Annotated in this window: 11 protein-coding genes; 4 read left to right on the plus strand and 7 right to left on the minus strand. The window is 63.8% G+C overall.

Annotated elements, in window-relative coordinates; all coding sequences use genetic code 11:
• Nucleotides 1–18 precede the first annotated feature (18 nt).
• Nucleotides 19–1,497, minus strand: coding sequence for a DUF4153 domain-containing protein (locus ACQR0U_RS05960; protein ID WP_316225504.1), 1,479 nt, complete (start codon nt 1,495–1,497; stop codon nt 19–21).
• Nucleotides 1,498–1,710: 213 nt separating this feature from the next.
• Between ACQR0U_RS05960 and ACQR0U_RS05965 the strand changes: the two genes are divergently transcribed.
• On the plus strand, nt 1,711–3,078 hold the full coding sequence (locus ACQR0U_RS05965) for a glycoside hydrolase family 3 N-terminal domain-containing protein (RefSeq protein ID WP_434843069.1): 1,368 nt from the start codon (nt 1,711–1,713) through the stop codon (nt 3,076–3,078).
• Nucleotides 3,079–3,092: 14 nt separating this feature from the next.
• Here the strand turns inward: ACQR0U_RS05965 and ACQR0U_RS05970 are convergent, their stop codons facing one another.
• From ACQR0U_RS05970 to ACQR0U_RS05980, 3 genes are all read right to left on the minus strand, one after another.
• A complete protein-coding gene (locus ACQR0U_RS05970) occupies nt 3,093–3,380 on the minus strand; it encodes a hypothetical protein (RefSeq protein ID WP_315711818.1) in 288 nt (95 codons plus the stop codon).
• Between the two features lie 131 nt (nt 3,381–3,511).
• Nucleotides 3,512–3,703 (minus strand): DUF3072 domain-containing protein, encoded by a 192-nt coding sequence (locus ACQR0U_RS05975; protein WP_315827569.1) that lies wholly within the window; start codon nt 3,701–3,703, stop codon nt 3,512–3,514.
• Nucleotides 3,704–4,143: 440 nt separating this feature from the next.
• The gene (locus ACQR0U_RS05980) at nt 4,144–4,677 is read right to left on the minus strand and encodes a hypothetical protein (protein WP_316165366.1); all 534 of its coding nucleotides are present in this window, start codon (nt 4,675–4,677) and stop codon (nt 4,144–4,146) included.
• On the opposite strand from ACQR0U_RS05980, the gene ACQR0U_RS05985 reads away from it, so the two are divergent.
• Nucleotides 4,667–5,227, plus strand: coding sequence for a type 1 glutamine amidotransferase domain-containing protein (locus ACQR0U_RS05985; protein ID WP_434843068.1), 561 nt, complete (start codon nt 4,667–4,669; stop codon nt 5,225–5,227). The two genes, ACQR0U_RS05980 and ACQR0U_RS05985, sit on opposite strands and share 11 nt — an antisense overlap.
• Before the next feature lie 284 nt (nt 5,228–5,511).
• A complete protein-coding gene (locus ACQR0U_RS05990) occupies nt 5,512–7,794 on the plus strand; it encodes an FdhF/YdeP family oxidoreductase (RefSeq protein ID WP_434843089.1) in 2,283 nt (760 codons plus the stop codon).
• A gap of 14 nt (nt 7,795–7,808) precedes the next feature.
• Here the strand turns inward: ACQR0U_RS05990 and ACQR0U_RS05995 are convergent, their stop codons facing one another.
• Both ACQR0U_RS05995 and ACQR0U_RS06000 read right to left on the minus strand, forming a co-directional pair.
• The gene (locus ACQR0U_RS05995; protein ID WP_316165451.1) at nt 7,809–9,302 is read right to left on the minus strand and encodes an HWE histidine kinase domain-containing protein; all 1,494 of its coding nucleotides are present in this window, start codon (nt 9,300–9,302) and stop codon (nt 7,809–7,811) included.
• A gap of 13 nt (nt 9,303–9,315) precedes the next feature.
• Entirely contained in the window at nt 9,316–15,576 is a 6,261-nt protein-coding gene (locus ACQR0U_RS06000) for a HAMP domain-containing protein (RefSeq protein WP_434843088.1), read from the minus strand.
• Nucleotides 15,577–16,264: 688 nt separating this feature from the next.
• On the opposite strand from ACQR0U_RS06000, the gene ACQR0U_RS06005 reads away from it, so the two are divergent.
• Complete coding sequence (locus ACQR0U_RS06005; protein ID WP_315711826.1) at nt 16,265–16,456, plus strand: hypothetical protein; 192 nt, start codon at nt 16,265–16,267, stop codon at nt 16,454–16,456.
• Nucleotides 16,457–16,627: 171 nt separating this feature from the next.
• Here ACQR0U_RS06005 and ACQR0U_RS06010 read toward each other — a convergent pair whose 3' ends face one another.
• A complete protein-coding gene (locus ACQR0U_RS06010) occupies nt 16,628–17,641 on the minus strand; it encodes an SDR family oxidoreductase (RefSeq protein WP_434843067.1) in 1,014 nt (337 codons plus the stop codon).
• Between the last annotated feature and the right edge of the window lie 57 nt (nt 17,642–17,698).

The following is a 17,698-nucleotide window of genomic DNA, read 5'->3' on the forward strand; positions in this document are numbered from 1 at the left end:
CTACTCCGCGGCGAGGCATCAGCTTGGTTTCTGCGACACAGGATGTGTATCGAGATAGCGCTGCAGGCGCCAGCCGCGAAAACTCCAGGATCGCCAGGACGCCATGCTGCTTTCCTGTTGCTCAAGGAGCCGATCACGGTCGCTGGCCAGCCCTCGGTCCGTCGGTCGCAACAGCATCGCCCGCTCGATGGCCGGCAGTGCCTCGGGCCCGAGCCAGACGAGATAGGAGCCGTCGACGAGAGGGCCGCTCTGTCCCGCCTCACGACTATGGGAGACATTGAAGTCTGCGATCGGCCGGTCGAAATTGATCAGCGCACAGCCGTAGATGGTCGCCGAGAGCACCAGCAGGTTCATACGGATGAGCCATGCGTTGGACTTGTCGAGAGCGATCCTGAGCACGATGAGGATCAGGCCGATCGCGACCAGGATCATCCATATCAGGGCCGCGATTCGCCAATAGGTCAGAGCATAAGTCTCGATATACATGTGAAGCCGTTGAATCGAGGACACGACCAGCATCACGTTCTGAGCCACCCAGAGATAGACCAGCGGCCGGACCAGTCGCGACTCGTTTGCCGTGGTCTCGGAGCGGACGGCGACGATGACGAAGGCAGCCGCGAGCAGCGCCGTGACGATCAAGGGGTAGGCGCCTCGGTGCGCATAGGTCGCATAGGTCATGCCGTCCGGAAGCGCAGCATGTCCCCACAGATATGCGCCGTCGAGCGCCGTCTGGAGGGCAAACAGGATGTTGAACAGGATCAGCGCCCGGATCACGGTTTCAGGGCCGAGCACGGTCGTCAGCATTGACGGCTGATCGGGCTCGCTTTCGATCGGCGGGCTCGAGGTCGTGGTCCGCTCGCGCCAGCGAAGGTTGACGAATGGCCAGACCATGGACAACGTCACGAGCCAGAAGATCGCGTGCCCCATCGTGAGTTGGGAGGCGACGCGCTCGGGACTGAGGACGGCGAACCACCGCTCAATGACCGGATTGGCTGCTGCGAACAGAGCCAAGAACACGCAGCCGAGTGCCAGCGGAATGCTCCAGACAACGAGAGTTCGCGTGATCATGTTCGCGCGCAGCGTCACGATCGCATCAGGTATCAGTCGAAACGGCCCGATCAGGAGCAACTGCCGCGCGGCGGTCAGCGGAAGCCGGAAGCCGCGCGCGGATCGGTTGGTCGCCAGCGTGATAGCCGACAGCGTCGTGAGCAGCAGGACAGGAAAAGAAAGCAGGTTCAGCTCCTCGATGGCGGGAGCCAGGCCGGCAACGAAGAGAACTGCAGCTCCGACCAGACGGTTTCGATCGGTCTTGGCAAGATTGGCGAGAATGCTCACTGCGGCGAGCGCGGCGAAAAACAGCGGGAATGCCAGGCCGATCGGCCGGCCGTTGTAGAGCAGCGTGTCGGCGAGGCCGACGAGACCGGCAGTGATGGCGAATTTGAGCCACATGGAATCGGGCGCGACGGGCGCAGCCGTCGGCTCGGCGAGAGTCGTCATGGAGGAATCCTTGGTTTGGGTCATCGTTCGGGCCGGGAGGCACAAGCCGATGAGCTAAGCATGACGCCTGCCCATGCAGCAGCTCACGAGGGGATCTGCAGCATTTCAGGATTTGTTTGCAGATTTCGTGCAGACGCGATTCCACATCTGGCGCGGGGGAAACGTGATTGTTACGCAATGGCCGTCTTTCCCCTGGGATGATCGGCTGCACACATGCTCGGACGTATCAGGACCGCGGTTCTCTGGATCCTTGCTCTGCTCTTCATTTTCGTCACGCTGAACAGCAACGAGCCCTATCTGGTTCGGCTGCGGGGCAGCGGCCACGCAGCCCTGCTCCTCATCGGGCTTGCCGTTCCGCTGCTGCTGATGCTCGGCGGTCGGTGGCGGCGGGGGCCCGCCGGACGCGCTCTGGTCGTAGCATGGTGCGTTCCGCTGATCATGCTGACGTCGACGCAGTTCATGTTTGCCTGGCGCAAGTACGAGACGTTCCGGACGCCCCCCGACGTGGCGCATCTGCTCGGCCGGCATTTCATCGTCGGTTACACGGCCGTCGATGACGCAGCCGCGTTGGCCCGACAGGGGTTGATCGCGGGCGTCTATGTGACACACCACAACATCCGCGGCCGGACCGAGCCTCAGCTGCGCGCCGAGATGGCGCGATTGCAGGACGCGCGCCGGAGTGCCGGGCTGCCGCCTCTGCTGGTTGCGGCGGATCAGGAGGGAGGCGCCGTCGCACACCTGTCTCCGACCCTGCCGAACATGCCCGGCCTCGCAACGCTGGCCGATCTGCCGGCCTCGCGGCGCGCGCAGGATGCGTTCGCGATGGGGCGCGCCCAGGGGGAGGCTCTCGCGGCTGCCGGCATCACCTTCAATTTGGCTCCGGTCGTCGACCTTCGCCCGAGCTGGACACGCAACCGACTGGACTTTCACACCTTGATCGGCCGCCGCGCGATCTCCAACGATCCCGCGGTGGTTGGCGACATTGCGCTCGGTTACGTCCGTGGCCTGGAAGCAAGCGGTGTCCGCGCGGCCGTCAAGCATTTCCCTGGTCTGGGGCGCGTCGCAGCCGATACGCATCATTTCTCGGCACAGCTCGGCACGCCGGCAGATGTCTTGGAACGGTCGGATTGGCGGCCGTTCCGACAGGTGCTGCAGGGCTCGCACGCGGCGATGATGGTCGGTCACGTGACGGTTGATGCGATCGATCCAGAGCGGCCTGCCTCGCATTCCAAAGCCGTGCTCGAGGGACTCATTCGCGGCCGCTGGAACTATCAGGGCGTGATCGTGACGGATGATCTCGTGATGGGGGCGATCTACGGCCGCGATCTCTGCAAAGCTGTCGTGGAGGCTCTCAACGGCGGCGCCGATCTGTTGCTGGTGGCCTATGACGGCACCCAGTTCCACCGCGCGCTCGCCTGCGCCAAGGAGGCTCTGGCGGAAGGACGCATCGACCTCGATGCAATCAGCAGGAGCGATGAGCGACTGAAGCGCTGGGCGCCGACGGTTGGCAAATCACAGCCGTCGAATGTGTCTACGGTTATGCAACAGCCTGGAGGCGTGCATCAGAAGATCGTGGACTGAATGGCAGCGAGCCCTCAGCGCGGGCCATTGCCGGTCCAGTTACGCCAAGCGACATTCGAGAGGCTTCGCAGGTCGGTCGCCAGCGGGCGTCGCGTCTGCTTGTCGTGCTGAGCGATGAGGTGCTCGGATTCGCGGATCTTGACCTGGAGTTCCGCAACCTGCCGCTTGGTCTGTTCAAGCGCCTTCGCATCGGCGCTCTCGCCCACCGTGAACCGCGCCGTCTCGATCTGTTTCAAGGTCGCGCGATTCTTTTTGAGCTGGGCGCGATGCCAGGCAACCTTGCTGTCACTGTCCGCAACCATGGTGGACTCCCGCGAAATGCCGCGGAGACTAAACGACCGATTTCTGATTCGCGACAGCTTCGGACCGGCATCGCCAACGTTGGAATACCGATCTGCCGGCCCATCGTCCTGGTGAGTCGAATATGTCCGGTTCAATCCAACCCTGCGGCGCGTCTCATCTCATCAATCAGTTCGGACGCTTCAGCCTTCGTCATCTCCGCTCGCGCGGGATCGGACCGGCCAGCCTGCTCGCTGAGCGTTCTCAAGTAGGAAGCTTGGGCATCCGTCATCGGATCGGCTCCGGACACCCAGTCCTCGGGATCTTTCTGCAGCTGTTCGGCCATGGGGATCTCCCGTTGTTGCCCGGCTTCAACGGGGAAGCTTGCAAAATGTTCCTATTTTGTTCTATTGTGCGATCCTACTCTTGCTCGGGTGCTTCATGCGCGATCTATGTGTGGTTCGAGCCGAAATCGACCGTATGCGTCTCCGGGTCGGGCGGCAGCGCCGTGAAATCGTGCAGCTACGGCGAGCTCGGGCCTCGACGGCGGCCGCCGAAGTGCTTTTGCACCACCTGCTGGAGACGCTTGACCGGCTGCGGCAACAGCGGGAGCGGCTCAAGCTGGAGGAAGCGAGCCGACTGCCTCGCAAGCAGCGCGGCGCCCGGCGCGCATGAGACGCTGGCGGTAAGGCCGAGCGATCCGCCGCTCGTCCGTAGTCCGATGATCAAGCCTGGAACCGACATGGCCGACGATCACCAGAGCCGCAAAGGCCAACCTGCGCCTGGTCACGAGGACGTCCGCATCTTCAATTTGGCCGGTGAGGAGAAAGATTGGTCGGTAGTCCGGCTCCCTCGATCAGCATCGGGCGTGTGAGCTTCGGGCAATACGATGTCCGGCGGCGCGGCGGTAAGCTCTTCCGGTGTGGCCTCGCATGATTTGATCTCGAAATTGTTGTCGAGGATTTTCTCGCCATGCGTGCCGAGCGTGATGAGATCGGCCTGTTCCGCGGCCTCCCAGACCTCGCGCTCGGTGCGAAACGGGCGGGTCATCTGTTCGTCATTCTCAAACAATGCGTAGGGCACGAGCGCCTCCAGATTGCGATCCGCCGATGCAGCGATGCCGTGCCGCTCGACGCCGCCCATCCATTCAAGGCACGGACGTCCAAACAAACGGCGCCATAGGCAGGCTGGTTCCACCCAGGCGAGCGCTGACTCGATCGACCAGTTGTGACGATCCGCCCGGCCTGCCAGGCGGAACATGGAGGCCAGCGCGAGGTTGCCGGCGGTGTCGAATGGCCAGGAGACTCCAATGGATATCAAGGGAAAGAAGATCGCGATCCTCGCAACCAACGGGTTCGAGCAATCCGAGCTCGAAGTGCCGCGCGATCGTCTCAAGCAGGCGGGCGCGACCGTCGAGATCATCTCGCTCGCGCCGGGCGAGATCAAGGGCTGGGATGAGAAGGACTGGGGACGGACCGTCAATGTCGACAAGACGTTGGACCAGGCGTCTGCTTCGGACTACGACGCCGTCGTGCTGCCGGGCGGTCAGATCAATCCGGATCTGCTGCGGCTCGAGCCGAAGGCGCTGCGGTTCATCAAGGAGATCTTTGAAGCCAAGAAGATCGTTGCGGCGGTCTGTCATGCGCCGTGGCTCCTGATCGAGACCGGAATTGCCAAGGGGCGAAAGATGACGTCCTACAAATCGATCAAGACGGACGTTGCCAATGCCGGCGCGCATTGGCAGGACGCGGAGGTCGTGGTCGATCAGGGCGTGATCACCTCGCGCAATCCCGGAGATCTGGAAGCCTTCAGCGCCAAGATCATCGAAGAGGTCAAGGAAGGCCGCCATCTCAAGCGCAGCGCGGCTTGATGCTGAGATCGGAAGCCGGGAGAAAACCCGGCTACCTCAGTGGGACGGGCCCAGCGCCCGAGGGGTCGAACGCTGGGCCGCAGTCCACACGGAGTGCCTCCAGCGAGATGGGGGAACGCCGCCAGAGGCATGGAAATGACTCGCGGCGGGCCGGGTCGTTCCCAATTCCTAGCGCGGACCTTCGCCCGCGGGATTTCGACGAAGCCTCGCAACGTTCAGTGAGGAATCGGAACTTCGCTGCTCATCCCGGGTTTGCCGCTTTTGAACAGGCCGCGGAGAGCGTCGTGAGCGAGAAAGCAAAAATCCAGGACTACAGGGCTCCGGCCGGCGGATGGGGGTCGGTGCACGCGGTCGCCAGCATCCTGACGCAGGAGGAGGTGACCCTGCTTGGCAGCGAGATCCTGCTGAAACAGAACAAGCCAGGCGGCTTCATGTGCGTCAGCTGCTCCTGGGCCAAGCCGGCAAAGCCGCACCCTTTCGAATTCTGCGAGAATGGCGCCAAGGCGACCGCGTGGGAAATCACCGGCAAGACAGTCGGACCGGGGTTCTTTGCTCGGCACAGTCTGACAGAATTGCGGTCCTGGTCGGATCATCAGCTCGAAGAGCAGGGGCGTCTTGCTCATCCCATGCGCTATGACGCTGCGGCGGATCGCTATGTTGCCGTGAGCTGGGACGAGGCCCTTCGCGACATCGGGGCAGAGTTGAACAGGCTCGATCCACGCTCGGTCGTCATGTACACGTCGGGCCGAGCCTCGCTCGAGACGAGCTACATGTATCAGCTTTTCGGCCGCATGTACGGCACCAACAATTTTCCCGACAGCTCCAACATGTGCCACGAGTCGACGTCGGTGGCGCTGCCGGAGGTGATCGGTGTGCCCGTCGGCACGGTGCTGCTGGAGGATTTCGACAAAGCGGATTGCATATTCTTCTTCGGCCAGAACACGACGACAAACTCGCCGCGCATGCTGCATCCGTTGCAGCGGGCGGCGCAACGCGGCGTACCCATCATCACCTTCAACCCGCTGCGTGAGCGGGGACTGGAGCGCTTCACTGATCCGCAGAACCCGATTCAGATGGTGCTCACCGGTGGGACGCGGATTAGCACGCAATACCATCAGTTGCGCGTCGGCGGAGACGGGGCGGCGCTGCTCGGGTTGTGCAAGGCGGTCATTGAGGCGGATGACGCGGCGGTCGCCACGAAGGGCCCGCGTGTGCTCGATGTCGCCTTCATCGAGCAGCACACGTCCGGCTTCGCGGCTTTTGCGACCTTCTGCCGGCAGGCGTCGTGGAGCGATATTGAGCGCTCCTCCGGCCTCGAACGTGCCGCTCTTCTGGAGGCTGCCAAGGTCTACGCAGCCTCTCACGCCGTGATCGCCAATTATGGGATGGGAATTACCCAGCATCGGCATGGCGTCGAAACCGCCAAGATGATTGTCAACCTGCTGCTGTTACGCGGCAACATCGGAAAGCCGGGGGCCGGCATCTCGCCGGTTCGTGGCCATTCCAACGTTCAGGGGCAACGCACCGTCGGCATCTCCGAGAAGACCAAGTTGGTGCCGCTCGACAAGCTTGCCGAGCTCTATTCGTTCGAGCCGCCGCGTTGGGACGGTCTCAGCACGGTCGATGCCTGCCAAGGCATCATCAAGGGCGACGTCAAGGGCTTCGTCAGTCTCGGCGGCAACTTCCTGCGCGCCGTCCCTGAACGCTCGCTGATGGAGCCGGCGTGGTCGAAGCTGCGGCTGTCGGTGCAGATCGCAACCAAGCTCAATCGCAGCCACATCGTCCCAGGCGAGGTGACCTATCTGCTGCCGTGCCTCGGCCGCATCGAAATCGACCGGCAGGCAGGGGGAGATCAGGCGGTCTCGATGGAGGACTCCACCACCTGCATTCACGGCTCGCGCGGGCAGCGCCAACCGGTCGCAGAGACCCTGTTGTCGGAACCAGCCATTGTCGCCGGTCTCGCCAAGGCCACCCTGAAGCCAAATCCGCGCGTCGATTGGGATGCCTGGGTGGGCGACTACGCGCGCGTCAGAGACGCGATCGAGCGGACCTATCCCGAGCAGTTCAAAGACTTCAACAAGCGCCTGTTTGAGCCCGGCGGCTTTCCGCGGCCGCTTGGCGCCCGCGAACGCAAATGGAAGACCCCGACCGGCAAGGCGAACTTCACCGTGCCCAAGGCGGCGCTCAATCCGCCGGAGGAAGGCAATGGCGTGTACCAGCTGATGACCTTGCGCGCCGACGGCCAGTTCAACACCACCATCTACAACGAGGACGACCGGTTTCGCGGCGTCACCGGCGGCCGTCAGATCGTCCTCATGAACGCGAGCGACATGGCTGATCTGGGCATCAAGCAGGGCGAGCCGGTTCGGCTCTCGACCGAGGCCGATGACGGCGTGGAGCGCTCGCTGGGCGGGCTCCAGGCAGTGGCGTTCGACATTCCGCGCTACAGCGTGGCGGCCTACTACCCCGAATGCAACGGATTGATTCCGCTATGGCACTACGCGGAAGGGAGCAAGGTGCCCGCCGCCAAGTCGATCCCGGTCCGGATCTCGCGCGACATGGCCTGAGCTATCCGGAGCGGTCAGCCCGCAGCCCGTTGTCGTGCGTCGCCCGGCGCCGCCGTCGCGCAAGGGCTCGTGATCTCCGGCGGGGTCGCGCCGGGGCGGAGCGGGACGACCAGCCGGCACACCAATCCCTCGGGACGCCAGTCGAACGAGGCGCGCCCACCGAGCTGGCTTTCCACACTGGCCATCAGGCTGCGCGTGCCGAAGCCGCGCGAGGTCGGCGCGCGCACCAAGGGACCGCCGGTTTCAATCCAGATCAGATCCAGGCGCTCATCCTCGATGCTCCATTTGACCGAGAGATGCCCGGAGCGGACCGACAGCGCTCCGTATTTGGCCGAGTTTGTCACCAGTTCGTGCAGCGCCAGCGCCAGCGTCTGCGCGGTCGCAGGCTCGAGTTGCAGATCGACTCCGTCAAAGGCGACCTGGCCGCCGGTTGCATAGGGCGCGAGCTCTTCGGCCACCAACCTACCTATTTTCGCACCTTCCCAGCTTGATAGCGAGAGGATGGTGTGAACGCGGGCCAGTGCGCTGATGCGCCCCTCTACCGCGTTGACATAGGTCTTCACGCTGTCGGCTTTGGTCAGGCGAACGATCGACTGAGCCAAGGTCAGCGCATTCTTGGCACGATGATCGACCTCGCGGGTCAGCAGGTTCTGGCGTTCCTCGGCGCGCTTGCGCTCGGTGATGTCGATCGTGACCCCGCTGACGCGGACCACGCGGCCGGTCCTGTCGGTGGTCGCCGCGGCCGTTCCCACGCACCACCGCTCTTCGCCATCGGGCCGGTGGATCCGGAACTCAGCCTCATACGACGTCGCGCCACGGCTGAATTCCGTGACCACCTGGCGGGCGCGCTCGGCATCCTCCCGGTGCAGCAGCGCCATGATGTTCACGGTGTTCAGCTCGAAGTTCTGCGGCGTGACGCCGAAGATGCGGTACTGCCCCTCGTCCCACATCCAGTCGCCATTGACACCGTCCCAGTCCCACGAGCCCATCCTGCCGGCCGCGATCGCCATGCTCCGACGCTGCTCGCTCTCGACGAGCTTTGCTGTCGATCGCTCAAGCTCGGCGGTGCGGGCCCGTACCCGGTCCTCCAGCTCAAGGTTCAGATGTTCCAGCTCGCGTGTCTTGCGATAGAGCTCGGCAAAAACCTTGATTTTGGCGCGCAGCACCTCCGGCACGACAGGCACCGGCACGTAGTCGACGGCGCCCATCTCATAGCCACGAAGGCGATCGAAGTCGCTCACCTGGATGGCGGAGATAAAGATGATCGCAATCTTCTGGAACCTCGGATGCTCACGGATCATTTGCGCCAGCTCGAAGCCGTCGAGCTCAGGCATGCAGACGTCGACGAGAATCACCGCGATCTCGTTCTTCAGCAGAATTTCGAGCGCCTCGCGACCAGACGTGGCGACTACGAGGTTTTCGCCGAGTTCCTTAAGGATGACCTCGTAGGCCAGCAGCTTCGCCGGCTGATCGTCGACCAAGAGGATGTTGACCTTCGCATGTTCCATCATGATGAGCCGTTCAGCGGTGCAGCCACATGCGGATCGCAAGAAGCAGCTGCTCGGTGTTGACGGGTTTTGCCAGATAATCGGAGGCGCCAGCTTCGAGACACTTTTCGCGGTCTCCCTTCATGGCTTTCGCGGTCAACGCGATGATGGGGAGCCGGACGAAGGCGGGGTTTTGCCTAATGACGCCGATCGTCTGATAACCATCCATCTGCGGCATCATGATGTCCATGAGGACGATCGCGATCGCGGGATTGCTCTGCACCAGGTCGATCGCTTCGCTGCCGGTGGTGGCCGTCAGCACTTTCATGCCGCGGCGTTCCAGCACGCTGGAGAGAGCAAAGATGTTGCGGGCGTCGTCGTCGACCAGCAGCACCGTCTTGCCGATCAGATCCTCGTCGGAACTGTTCAGCTTCTCGAGCATGCGCTGCTTCTCGAGCGGCAGTTCCGTAATCACGCGGTGCAGGAACAACGACGTCTCGTCGAGCAGCCGCTCCGGCGATTCCACGCCCTTGACGACGATGCTCCGCGCCATCGTATGCAGTTCCGCATCCTCTTCGGCCGACAATTCCCGCCCGGTGAAGACGACCACCGGGACGCTCGACAAGAACTCGTCGGAGCGCAATTGATCGAGCACGTCGAACCCGCTCATGTCGGGCAGCCGCAGATCGAGAACCACGCAGTCGCACGGTGCGCTGCGCAGCGTCTCGAGCGCCGCAGCTCCCGTATCCGCCGCGATGATCTCGATGTCGTCGTGATCCAACAGCTGGCGGATGCTGAGCTGCTCGGCCGCGTTGTCCTCCACGATCAGCAGCCGCTTGCGTCGCGGCTTCGCGTATTCCTTGATCTGCGACAGGGCCGCGCTGACGCCTTCCGTTGTCGTGGGCTTGCTGACGAAGGAGAAGGCCCCACGCGCCAAAGCGTGCTGGCGGTCTTCGTCGAGCGTGATGATCTGCACCGGGATGTGCCGCGTCAGCGGATTATGCTTGAGCTGGCTCAGAACGGTCCAGCCGAGCATGTCCGGCAGGAAGACGTCGAGAGAGATCGCGGCCGGTTGATACTGTTTGGCGAGATCCAGCGCCTCGGCGCCGCGGCTGGCGGTCAGGACCTTGAAGCCCCTGTCGCGCGCGAGGTCGATCAGGACGCGCGCGTAGTGTGGATCGTCCTCGACCACGAGCAGGATCGTATCGCCGGGTTCGAGATCGAGACGATCGTCCGGCGGGGGCTCGATCCCGCGCTCTGGCGCGGCCGCTTGCTGTAGGGCTGGAGGTTGAACGTAGGGAACGGGCGATGCCGGACTGATGCGCGGCGCCGTTGCGGGACCTGAATATTTGAGCGGCAGATACAGCGTGAAGGTGCTGCCCTTGCCGGGGGCGCTCTTGAGGTGGATCTCGCCGCCCAGGAGGTTGGCGAGCTCGCGGCTGATCGCGAGCCCGAGACCCGTGCCACCATATTTGCGGCTCGTGCCGGCATCCGCCTGCTGGAACGCCTCGAAGATCAGCTTCTGCTTGTCTTGCGGAATGCCGATGCCGGTGTCCGAGACTTCGAACGCGATCACGGCCGGTGCCGTGTTGAGCACCGGATGTTCTGCGCTCCATCCGCCGAGCGCCGCAGACACCTTCAAGCGCACCCCTCCTTCGGCGGTGAACTTGAAGGCGTTCGAGAGCAGATTCTTCAGCACCTGCTGCAAGCGCTTGGAATCCGTGACGATGCTACGCGCAAGGTTCGGGTCGACGTCGATGTTGAAGGCGAGCAGGCGATTTTCCGCCTCGTGGCGGAACGGACGCCCCACGGTCTCCAGGAGGTTGGTGGTGAGGATCTCCTCGGCGTCGACCGTCACGGTGCCGGACTCGATCTTCGAGAGATCGAGGATGTCGCTGATCAGATTGAGCAGATCGGTGCCGGCGCCATGGATGGTGCGGGCGAACTCGACCTGCTTGAGCGTGAGATTGCCGTCCGGATTCTCGGTCAGCTGCTGGCCGAGGATCAGGATGCTGTTGAGCGGCGTGCGCAGCTCGTGCGACATGTTGGCGAGGAACTCGGACTTGTACTTGGATGTCAGCGCGAGCTCGGTCGCCTTTTCCTCGAGCGCGCGGCGGGCCTGCTCGATTTCCTGGTTCTTGCGCTCGACCTCGACGTTGCGCTCGGCGAGCTGTTGCGCCTTCTGCTCGAGCTGCTCGTTGGTCTGTTGCAGCTCGCGCTGCTGGGTCTGAAGCTCCGCGGCGAGCTGCTGCGACTGCTTCAGCAGTCCCTCGGTCTGCATCGTGGCTTCGATCGAATTGAGCACGATGCCGATGGAGTCGGTGAGCTGCTCGAGGAACGTCATCTGCGACGTCGTGAACGGACTGAGCGACGCCAGCTCGATCACCGCCTTGACCTGGTTCTCGAACAACACCGGCAGCACCACGAGGTTCTTAGGGACGGCGCGGAGTAGGGCGGAGCCCACGGGGATGACGTCGGATGGGATCTCCGAGACCAGCCGCTGGCGTTTGTCGATCGCGCATTGCCCGATCAGCCCCTCACCGAACTGGACGTGCGTCCGGTGAGGATAGATGCCGTCATCGGCGTATGAGGCGAGCAGGCGCAGCTGTGGCGCGGACTCGGTCTCGACCTGGTAGATCACACCGCGGTGAGCGTTCACCAGTGGCGTCAGCTCGGTCAGCAGCAGGCGGCCGACGGTGGTCAGGTCGCGCTGGCCCTGCAGCATGTTGGTGAACTTGGCGAGGTTCGTCTTGAGCCAGTCCTGCTCGGTGTTGAGGTCGGTGGTGAGCCTCAGATTGGTGATCATCGTATTGATGTTGTCTTTGAGCTCGGCCACCTCGCCGCGGGCATCCACCTGGATGGAGCGGGTGAGATCGCCCTTGGTCACGGCGGTCGCGACCTCGGCGATGGCGCGCACCTGGGACGTCAGGTTGGCCGCGAGCAGGTTGACGTTGCCGGTCAAGTCCTTCCACGTGCCGGCCGCGCCGGGCACGTTGGCCTGGCCGCCGAGCCGGCCCTCGACGCCGACCTCGCGGGCCACGCTCGTCACCTGGTCGGCGAAGGTCGCCAGCGTCTCCGTCATGTTGTTGATGGTGTCGGCGAGCGCTGCGACCTCGCCCTTCGATTTGACCGTGAGATTCTGCTTGAGATCGCCATTGGCGACGGCGGTCACGACCTTGACGATGCCGCGGACCTGCTCGGTCAGGTTCGCCGCCATGAAGTTCACGGTATCGGTGAGGTCTTTCCAGGTGCCGGCAACGCCCGGCACCTGCGCCTGTCCGCCGAGCTTGCCTTCGGTGCCGACCTCGCGTGCCACGCGCGTCACCTCGCCGGCGAAGGCGTTGAGCTGATCGACCATGGTGTTGATGGTGTTCTTCAGCTCCAGGATCTCGCCCTTCACGTCGACGGTGATCTTGCGCGACAGGTCGCCGCGCGCCACTGCCGTGGTCACCTCGGCGATGTTGCGGACCTGCGTGGTCAGATTGGCCGCGAGCAGGTTGACGTTGTCGGTCAAATCCTTCCAGGTGCCGCCGACGCCGGGCACAACGGCCTGACCGCCCAACCGGCCCTCGGTGCCGACCTCGCGCGCGACCCGCGTCACTTCGGCCGCGAACGAGCGCAACTGCTCCACCATCGTGTTCAGGGTGTCCTTGAGCAGCAGGATCTCGCCGCGCACGTCGACCGTGATCTTCTTCGACAGGTCGCCCCCGGCGATCGCGGTCGCGACCTCGGCGATGTTGCGGACCTGCGCGGTCAGGTTCGAGGCCATGAAGTTGACGCTGTCGGTGAGGTCCTTCCAGGTACCTGCGACTTCGGGCACCTCGGCCTGGCCGCCCAGTTTGCCTTCGGTGCCGACCTCGCGCGCCACGCGCGTCACCTCCGATGCGAAGGCGTTGAGCTGATCGACCATGGTGTTGATGGTGTTCTTCAGCTCCAGGATCTCGCCCTTCACATCGACGGTGATCTTGCGCGACAGGTCGCCGCGCGCCACCGCCGTGGTCACCTCGGCGATGTTGCGGACCTGAGCCGTCAGATTGCCGGCCATCGAGTTGACGCTGTCGGTGAGATCCTTCCAGGTGCCGGCGACGCCGGGCACGTTGGCCTGGCCGCCGAGCCGGCCCTCGGTGCCGACCTCGCGGGCGACCCGCGTCACCTCGCCCGCGAAACGGTTGAGCTGATCGACCATCGTGTTCAGCGTCTCTTTGAGACTCAGAATCTCGCCGCGCACGTCGACCGTGATCTTGCGCGACAGGTCGCCGCCGGCGATGGCCGTCGCCACCTCGGCGATGTTGCGCACCTGCGCCGTCAGATTGCCGGCCATCGAGTTGACGCTGTCGGTGAGGTCCTTCCATGTGCCGGCCACACCGGGCACCTCGGCCTGGCCGCCGAGCTTGCCGTCGGTGCCGACCTCGCGCGCCACGCGGGTCACCTCACCGGCGAAGGCGTTGAGCTGGTCGACCATCGTGTTCAGCGTTTCCTTCAGCTGAAGGATCTCGCCGGAGACGTTGACCGTGATCTTCTTCGACAGGTCGCCTTTGGCGACGGCGGTGGCGACCTCCGCGATGTTGCGGACCTGGCCGGTCAGGTTCGAGGCCATCGAGTTGACGCTGTCGGTCAGGTCCTTCCAGGTGCCCGCGACTCCGCGCACCATGGCCTGCCCGCCGAGCTTGCCCTCGGTGCCGACCTCGCGCGCCACGCGCGTCACTTCGCCGGCGAACGCGTTGAGCTGGTCGACCATCGTGTTGATGGTGTCCTTCAGCTCCAGGATCTCGCCGCGCACGTCGACGGTGATCTTCTTCGACAGGTCGCCGTTGGCGACGGCGGTCGTCACCTCGGCAATGTTGCGGACCTGCGCCGTCAGGTTCGACGCCATCGAGTTGACGCTCTCGGTGAGATCCTTCCAGGTGCCGGCAACGCCGAGCACGTTGGCCTGGCCGCCGAGCCGACCGTCGGTGCCCACCTCGCGCGCCACGCGCGTGACCTCGCCGGCGAACGCATTGAGCTGGTCGACCATCGTGTTCAGCGTCTCCTTCAACTGAAGGATCTCGCCGGAGACGTTGACCGTGATCTTCTTTGATAGATCGCCGCTGGCGATGGCGGTCGCGACGTCGGCGATGTTGCGGACCTGCGCCGTCAGGTTCGACGCCATGAAGTTCACGTTGTCGGTAAGATCCTTCCAGGTGCCGGCAACGCCTGGCACCTGCGCCTGGCCGCCGAGCTTGCCCTCGGTGCCGACCTCGCGCGCCACGCGCGTCACCTCGGATGCGAAGGCGTTGAGCTGGTCGACCATCGTGTTGATGGTGTCCTTCAGCTCCAGGATCTCACCGCGCACATCGACCGTGATCTTGCGTGACAGGTCACCGCGGGCGACCGCAGTGGTGACGTTGGCGATGTTGCGCACCTGAGCGGTGAGGTTGCCGCACATCGCGTTGACGGAGTCGGTGAGGTCCTTCCAGGTGCCGGCAACGCCGGGAACGATGGCCTGGCCGCCGAGCTTGCCGTCGGTGCCGACCTCGCGGGCCACGCGCGTCACCTCCGACGCGAACGAGCGCAGCTGGTCGACCATCGTGTTGATCGCCTCCTTCAACTGCAGAATTTCACCACGCACGTCGACCGTGATCTTCTTCGACAGGTCGCCATTGGCAACCGCGATCGTCACCTCCGCGATATTGCGGACCTGGCCGGTGAGGTTGTTGGCCATCGAGTTGACGCTCTCGGTCAGGTCCTTCCAGACGCCCGTGACTTCGGGAACCTGGGCCTGGCCGCCGAGCTTGCCCTCGGTGCCGACCTCGCGCGCCACGCGGGTCACTTCGGACGTGAAGACGCTGAGCTGCTTGATCATCGTATTGACGATCGTCGCCGACTGCAGGAACTCGCCGCCCAGAGGCCGGCCATCGACATCCAGCTTCACGGTCTGCAGGAGGTCGCCTTGGGCCACGGCGGCGACCGCGCGAGTCACCTCGCGAGTGGGCCATAGAAGATCGTCGATCAACGTGTTGATCGAGCTCTCCATATCCGCCCAGGAACCGCTGGCGATGCCGAACCGCACGCGCTGGCGCGTCTTTCCCTCGCGTCCCACGACCTGGCCGACGCGCTCGAGCTGCTGCGCCATCCGCTCGTTGGCTGCAATGATCTCGTTGAACGTGTCAGCGATCTTGCCGTCGATGCCGAGATAGTCGCCGCTCATGCGCACGGAGAAATCTCCGGAACGCATGGCCTGGAGGACGCGGAGCAGATCCTGGCTGGCATCGGCCGCCTCGGCTCCGTTGCCGTGGCGACCGAACCCCTGGCGCATGGGCATCGCACCGGCAGCAGCATCATCGCTCATCAAGTTCCCCCCAAGTCAGAATCGTCTACCATCAAGAATCTGAGACACTTATGACGGGCGGCATAGAAGCCGCGGCAACTAATCAAATCAAGCCGGGAGGCCGATTTCTCCGGCTGATGGAACTGGCATTTGCCGGCACAAATGGCTCAACTCCACTCCAGGCGGAACGTTCCAGAATTCTTTTTCTCTCTTGCGAGGATGAGCCGTCCCTTTCCATCGGAACCAAGCCAGAGATTAGCCTTCGCTGGTCGTGCCGAGGGGTTACGAGAAGCACGATTCTCAACTCAGTGTCGTGGCCGCCTTCATGGTCGTCCACCGCCAAGTCCCGCGGCCCGGGAGCGACGGGCGATGCGCCCGCCAGTTCCGCAACGCTCCGACCGCAGCGCAGCAAGCAGCGGGTGCAGCGGGGACCTCGTTGTTCGGAGCGCGGGATGACAATGCAGTCCAGGGCTGCGACGCGATCCCGAAAGGGAAGAGGTCAGAGAGTCAGCAATTCACGGCAGAGCGTTGTGATGCTCGGTCTCACGACCATCTTGCAACTTGGAACAGAACGTACTGCTCTCCGCTTTCGATAGAGAACTGCCGACAGTTCCATGATCATTAATATCGTGTAACACGATTGCATCGGCGCGCGGCGCCCACCAGCTAAATTTGTATGAAACAATCAGATCTTTTCAGAGAGAACGCGGACAACTGCCTCCAGCTTGCGGAGCGCACGCAGGAAGAGCCGGCCTTCCGGCGCTATCGGCGCATGGCCCAGGGCTGGAATGCGCTCGCCCTCCAGCAGGACTGGCTCGACGGCGAGATTGCGCCGCTCGGCGAGCCGAAGGCTGCGCGGCACGAGTAACCAATTAGAATGCAGGAGCGTCCGATGACCCCACGAACGATTCTCATTGCGCTACTGACTGCGTTCAGCTTGGCGTCGGCTGTCGCTGCGTTCACAACGATCCGTCAGGTGCATACGGAAGCGTATACGCTTCCGCAGCCTGTCACCCGCATTTGAGCGAGGCGGGCGGCTTCAGGGCTGCCCGGACCCTCCCGAAGATCCATAGACCTGCCCGTTGGCGTAGCTCGCGTCCGCAGCGGCCAACTGGACGTAGATCGATCCAAGCTCCACCGGCTGGCCAGGACGACCGAGTGGAGTCTGACCACCAAATTTTTCGAGTTTCTCCATAGTGGCCCCGCCTGAGACCTGAAGGGGCGTCCAGATCGGCCCGGGAGCGACGGCGTTCACGCGAATGCCCTTCGGCCCGAGCTGTTTGGCCAGGGACTTCACGTAGTTCATGGTCGCCGCCTTGGTCTGCGCGTAGTCATAGAGGTCGGGAGAGGGATCGTAGGCCTGCTCGGACGAAGTGCCGATGATGACCGATCCCGGCTTCAGATGGGGCAGGGCGGCCTTGATGATCCAGAACGGGGCATAGATATTGGTTTTCATCGTCGCGTCGAAATCTTCGGACGAGACATCCAGGATCGACTGGCGTGCCTGCTGCCGCGCGGCGTTGTTGACGACGATGTCGAGTCCGCCCAGCGCATCGACGGCCTGTTGCACCAGCCGCCGGCAGAACTCCTCGTCGCGCAGATCGCCGGGGATGGCGACGGCCTTTCGCCCCTCGGCCTCGATCAACGCGATGACCTCCTGCGCATCCGGCTCCTCGGTCGGGTAGTAGTTGATCGCGACGTCGGCCCCTTCCCGCGCATAGGCGATGGCGGCCGCGCGTCCCATGCCGGAATCGCCTCCAGTGATCAGCGCCTTGCGCCCGGCGAGACGCCCGGAACCCTTGTAGCTGGTTTCACCGTGATCCGGCCGCGGCGACATCTTGCTCGCAAGACCCGGCCAGGGCTGCGACTGGTGTTCGAACGGCGGCTTCGGATATTTGTCCTTGGGGTCGACGAGCGGTTCGGGCGGGGTTGAATTTGCGGCCATCGTCTCGCGTCCTTTCGCTGTTGCCGAGGTCAGCGATGCGGCCGCAAGCGTTGCGGTGCCTCCGACCATCTGGCGGCGGGACATCGACGTTGTGCGATCGCCTGCCATGCGGTGTCTCCTCTCGAGTGACGTGGTCAACGGCCTGAGACCACCAACGTTTCATTT

Origin of the sequence: Bradyrhizobium sp. HKCCYLRH3097 (genome assembly GCF_051167875.1) — a bacterium.
GTDB lineage: Bacteria > Pseudomonadota > Alphaproteobacteria > Rhizobiales > Xanthobacteraceae > Bradyrhizobium.

Excerpts from the sequence above, each read along its gene's own strand:
- ACQR0U_RS05960 (WP_316225504.1), bottom strand. The coding sequence starts at position 1,497 with ATGACGACTCTCGCCGAGCCGACGGCTGCGCCCGTCGCGCCCGATTCC.
- ACQR0U_RS05965 (WP_434843069.1), top strand. The coding sequence starts at position 1,711 with ATGCTCGGACGTATCAGGACCGCGGTTCTCTGGATCCTTGCTCTGCTC.
- ACQR0U_RS05970 (WP_315711818.1), bottom strand. The coding sequence starts at position 3,380 with ATGGTTGCGGACAGTGACAGCAAGGTTGCCTGGCATCGCGCCCAGCTC.
- ACQR0U_RS05975 (WP_315827569.1), bottom strand. The coding sequence starts at position 3,703 with ATGGCCGAACAGCTGCAGAAAGATCCCGAGGACTGGGTGTCCGGAGCC.
- ACQR0U_RS05985 (WP_434843068.1), top strand. The coding sequence starts at position 4,667 with ATGGATATCAAGGGAAAGAAGATCGCGATCCTCGCAACCAACGGGTTC.
- ACQR0U_RS05995 (WP_316165451.1), bottom strand. The coding sequence starts at position 9,302 with ATGGAACATGCGAAGGTCAACATCCTCTTGGTCGACGATCAGCCGGCG.
- ACQR0U_RS06000 (WP_434843088.1), bottom strand. The coding sequence starts at position 15,576 with ATGCGCCAGGGGTTCGGTCGCCACGGCAACGGAGCCGAGGCGGCCGAT.
- ACQR0U_RS06005 (WP_315711826.1), top strand. The coding sequence starts at position 16,265 with ATGAAACAATCAGATCTTTTCAGAGAGAACGCGGACAACTGCCTCCAG.
- ACQR0U_RS06010 (WP_434843067.1), bottom strand. The coding sequence starts at position 17,641 with ATGGCAGGCGATCGCACAACGTCGATGTCCCGCCGCCAGATGGTCGGA.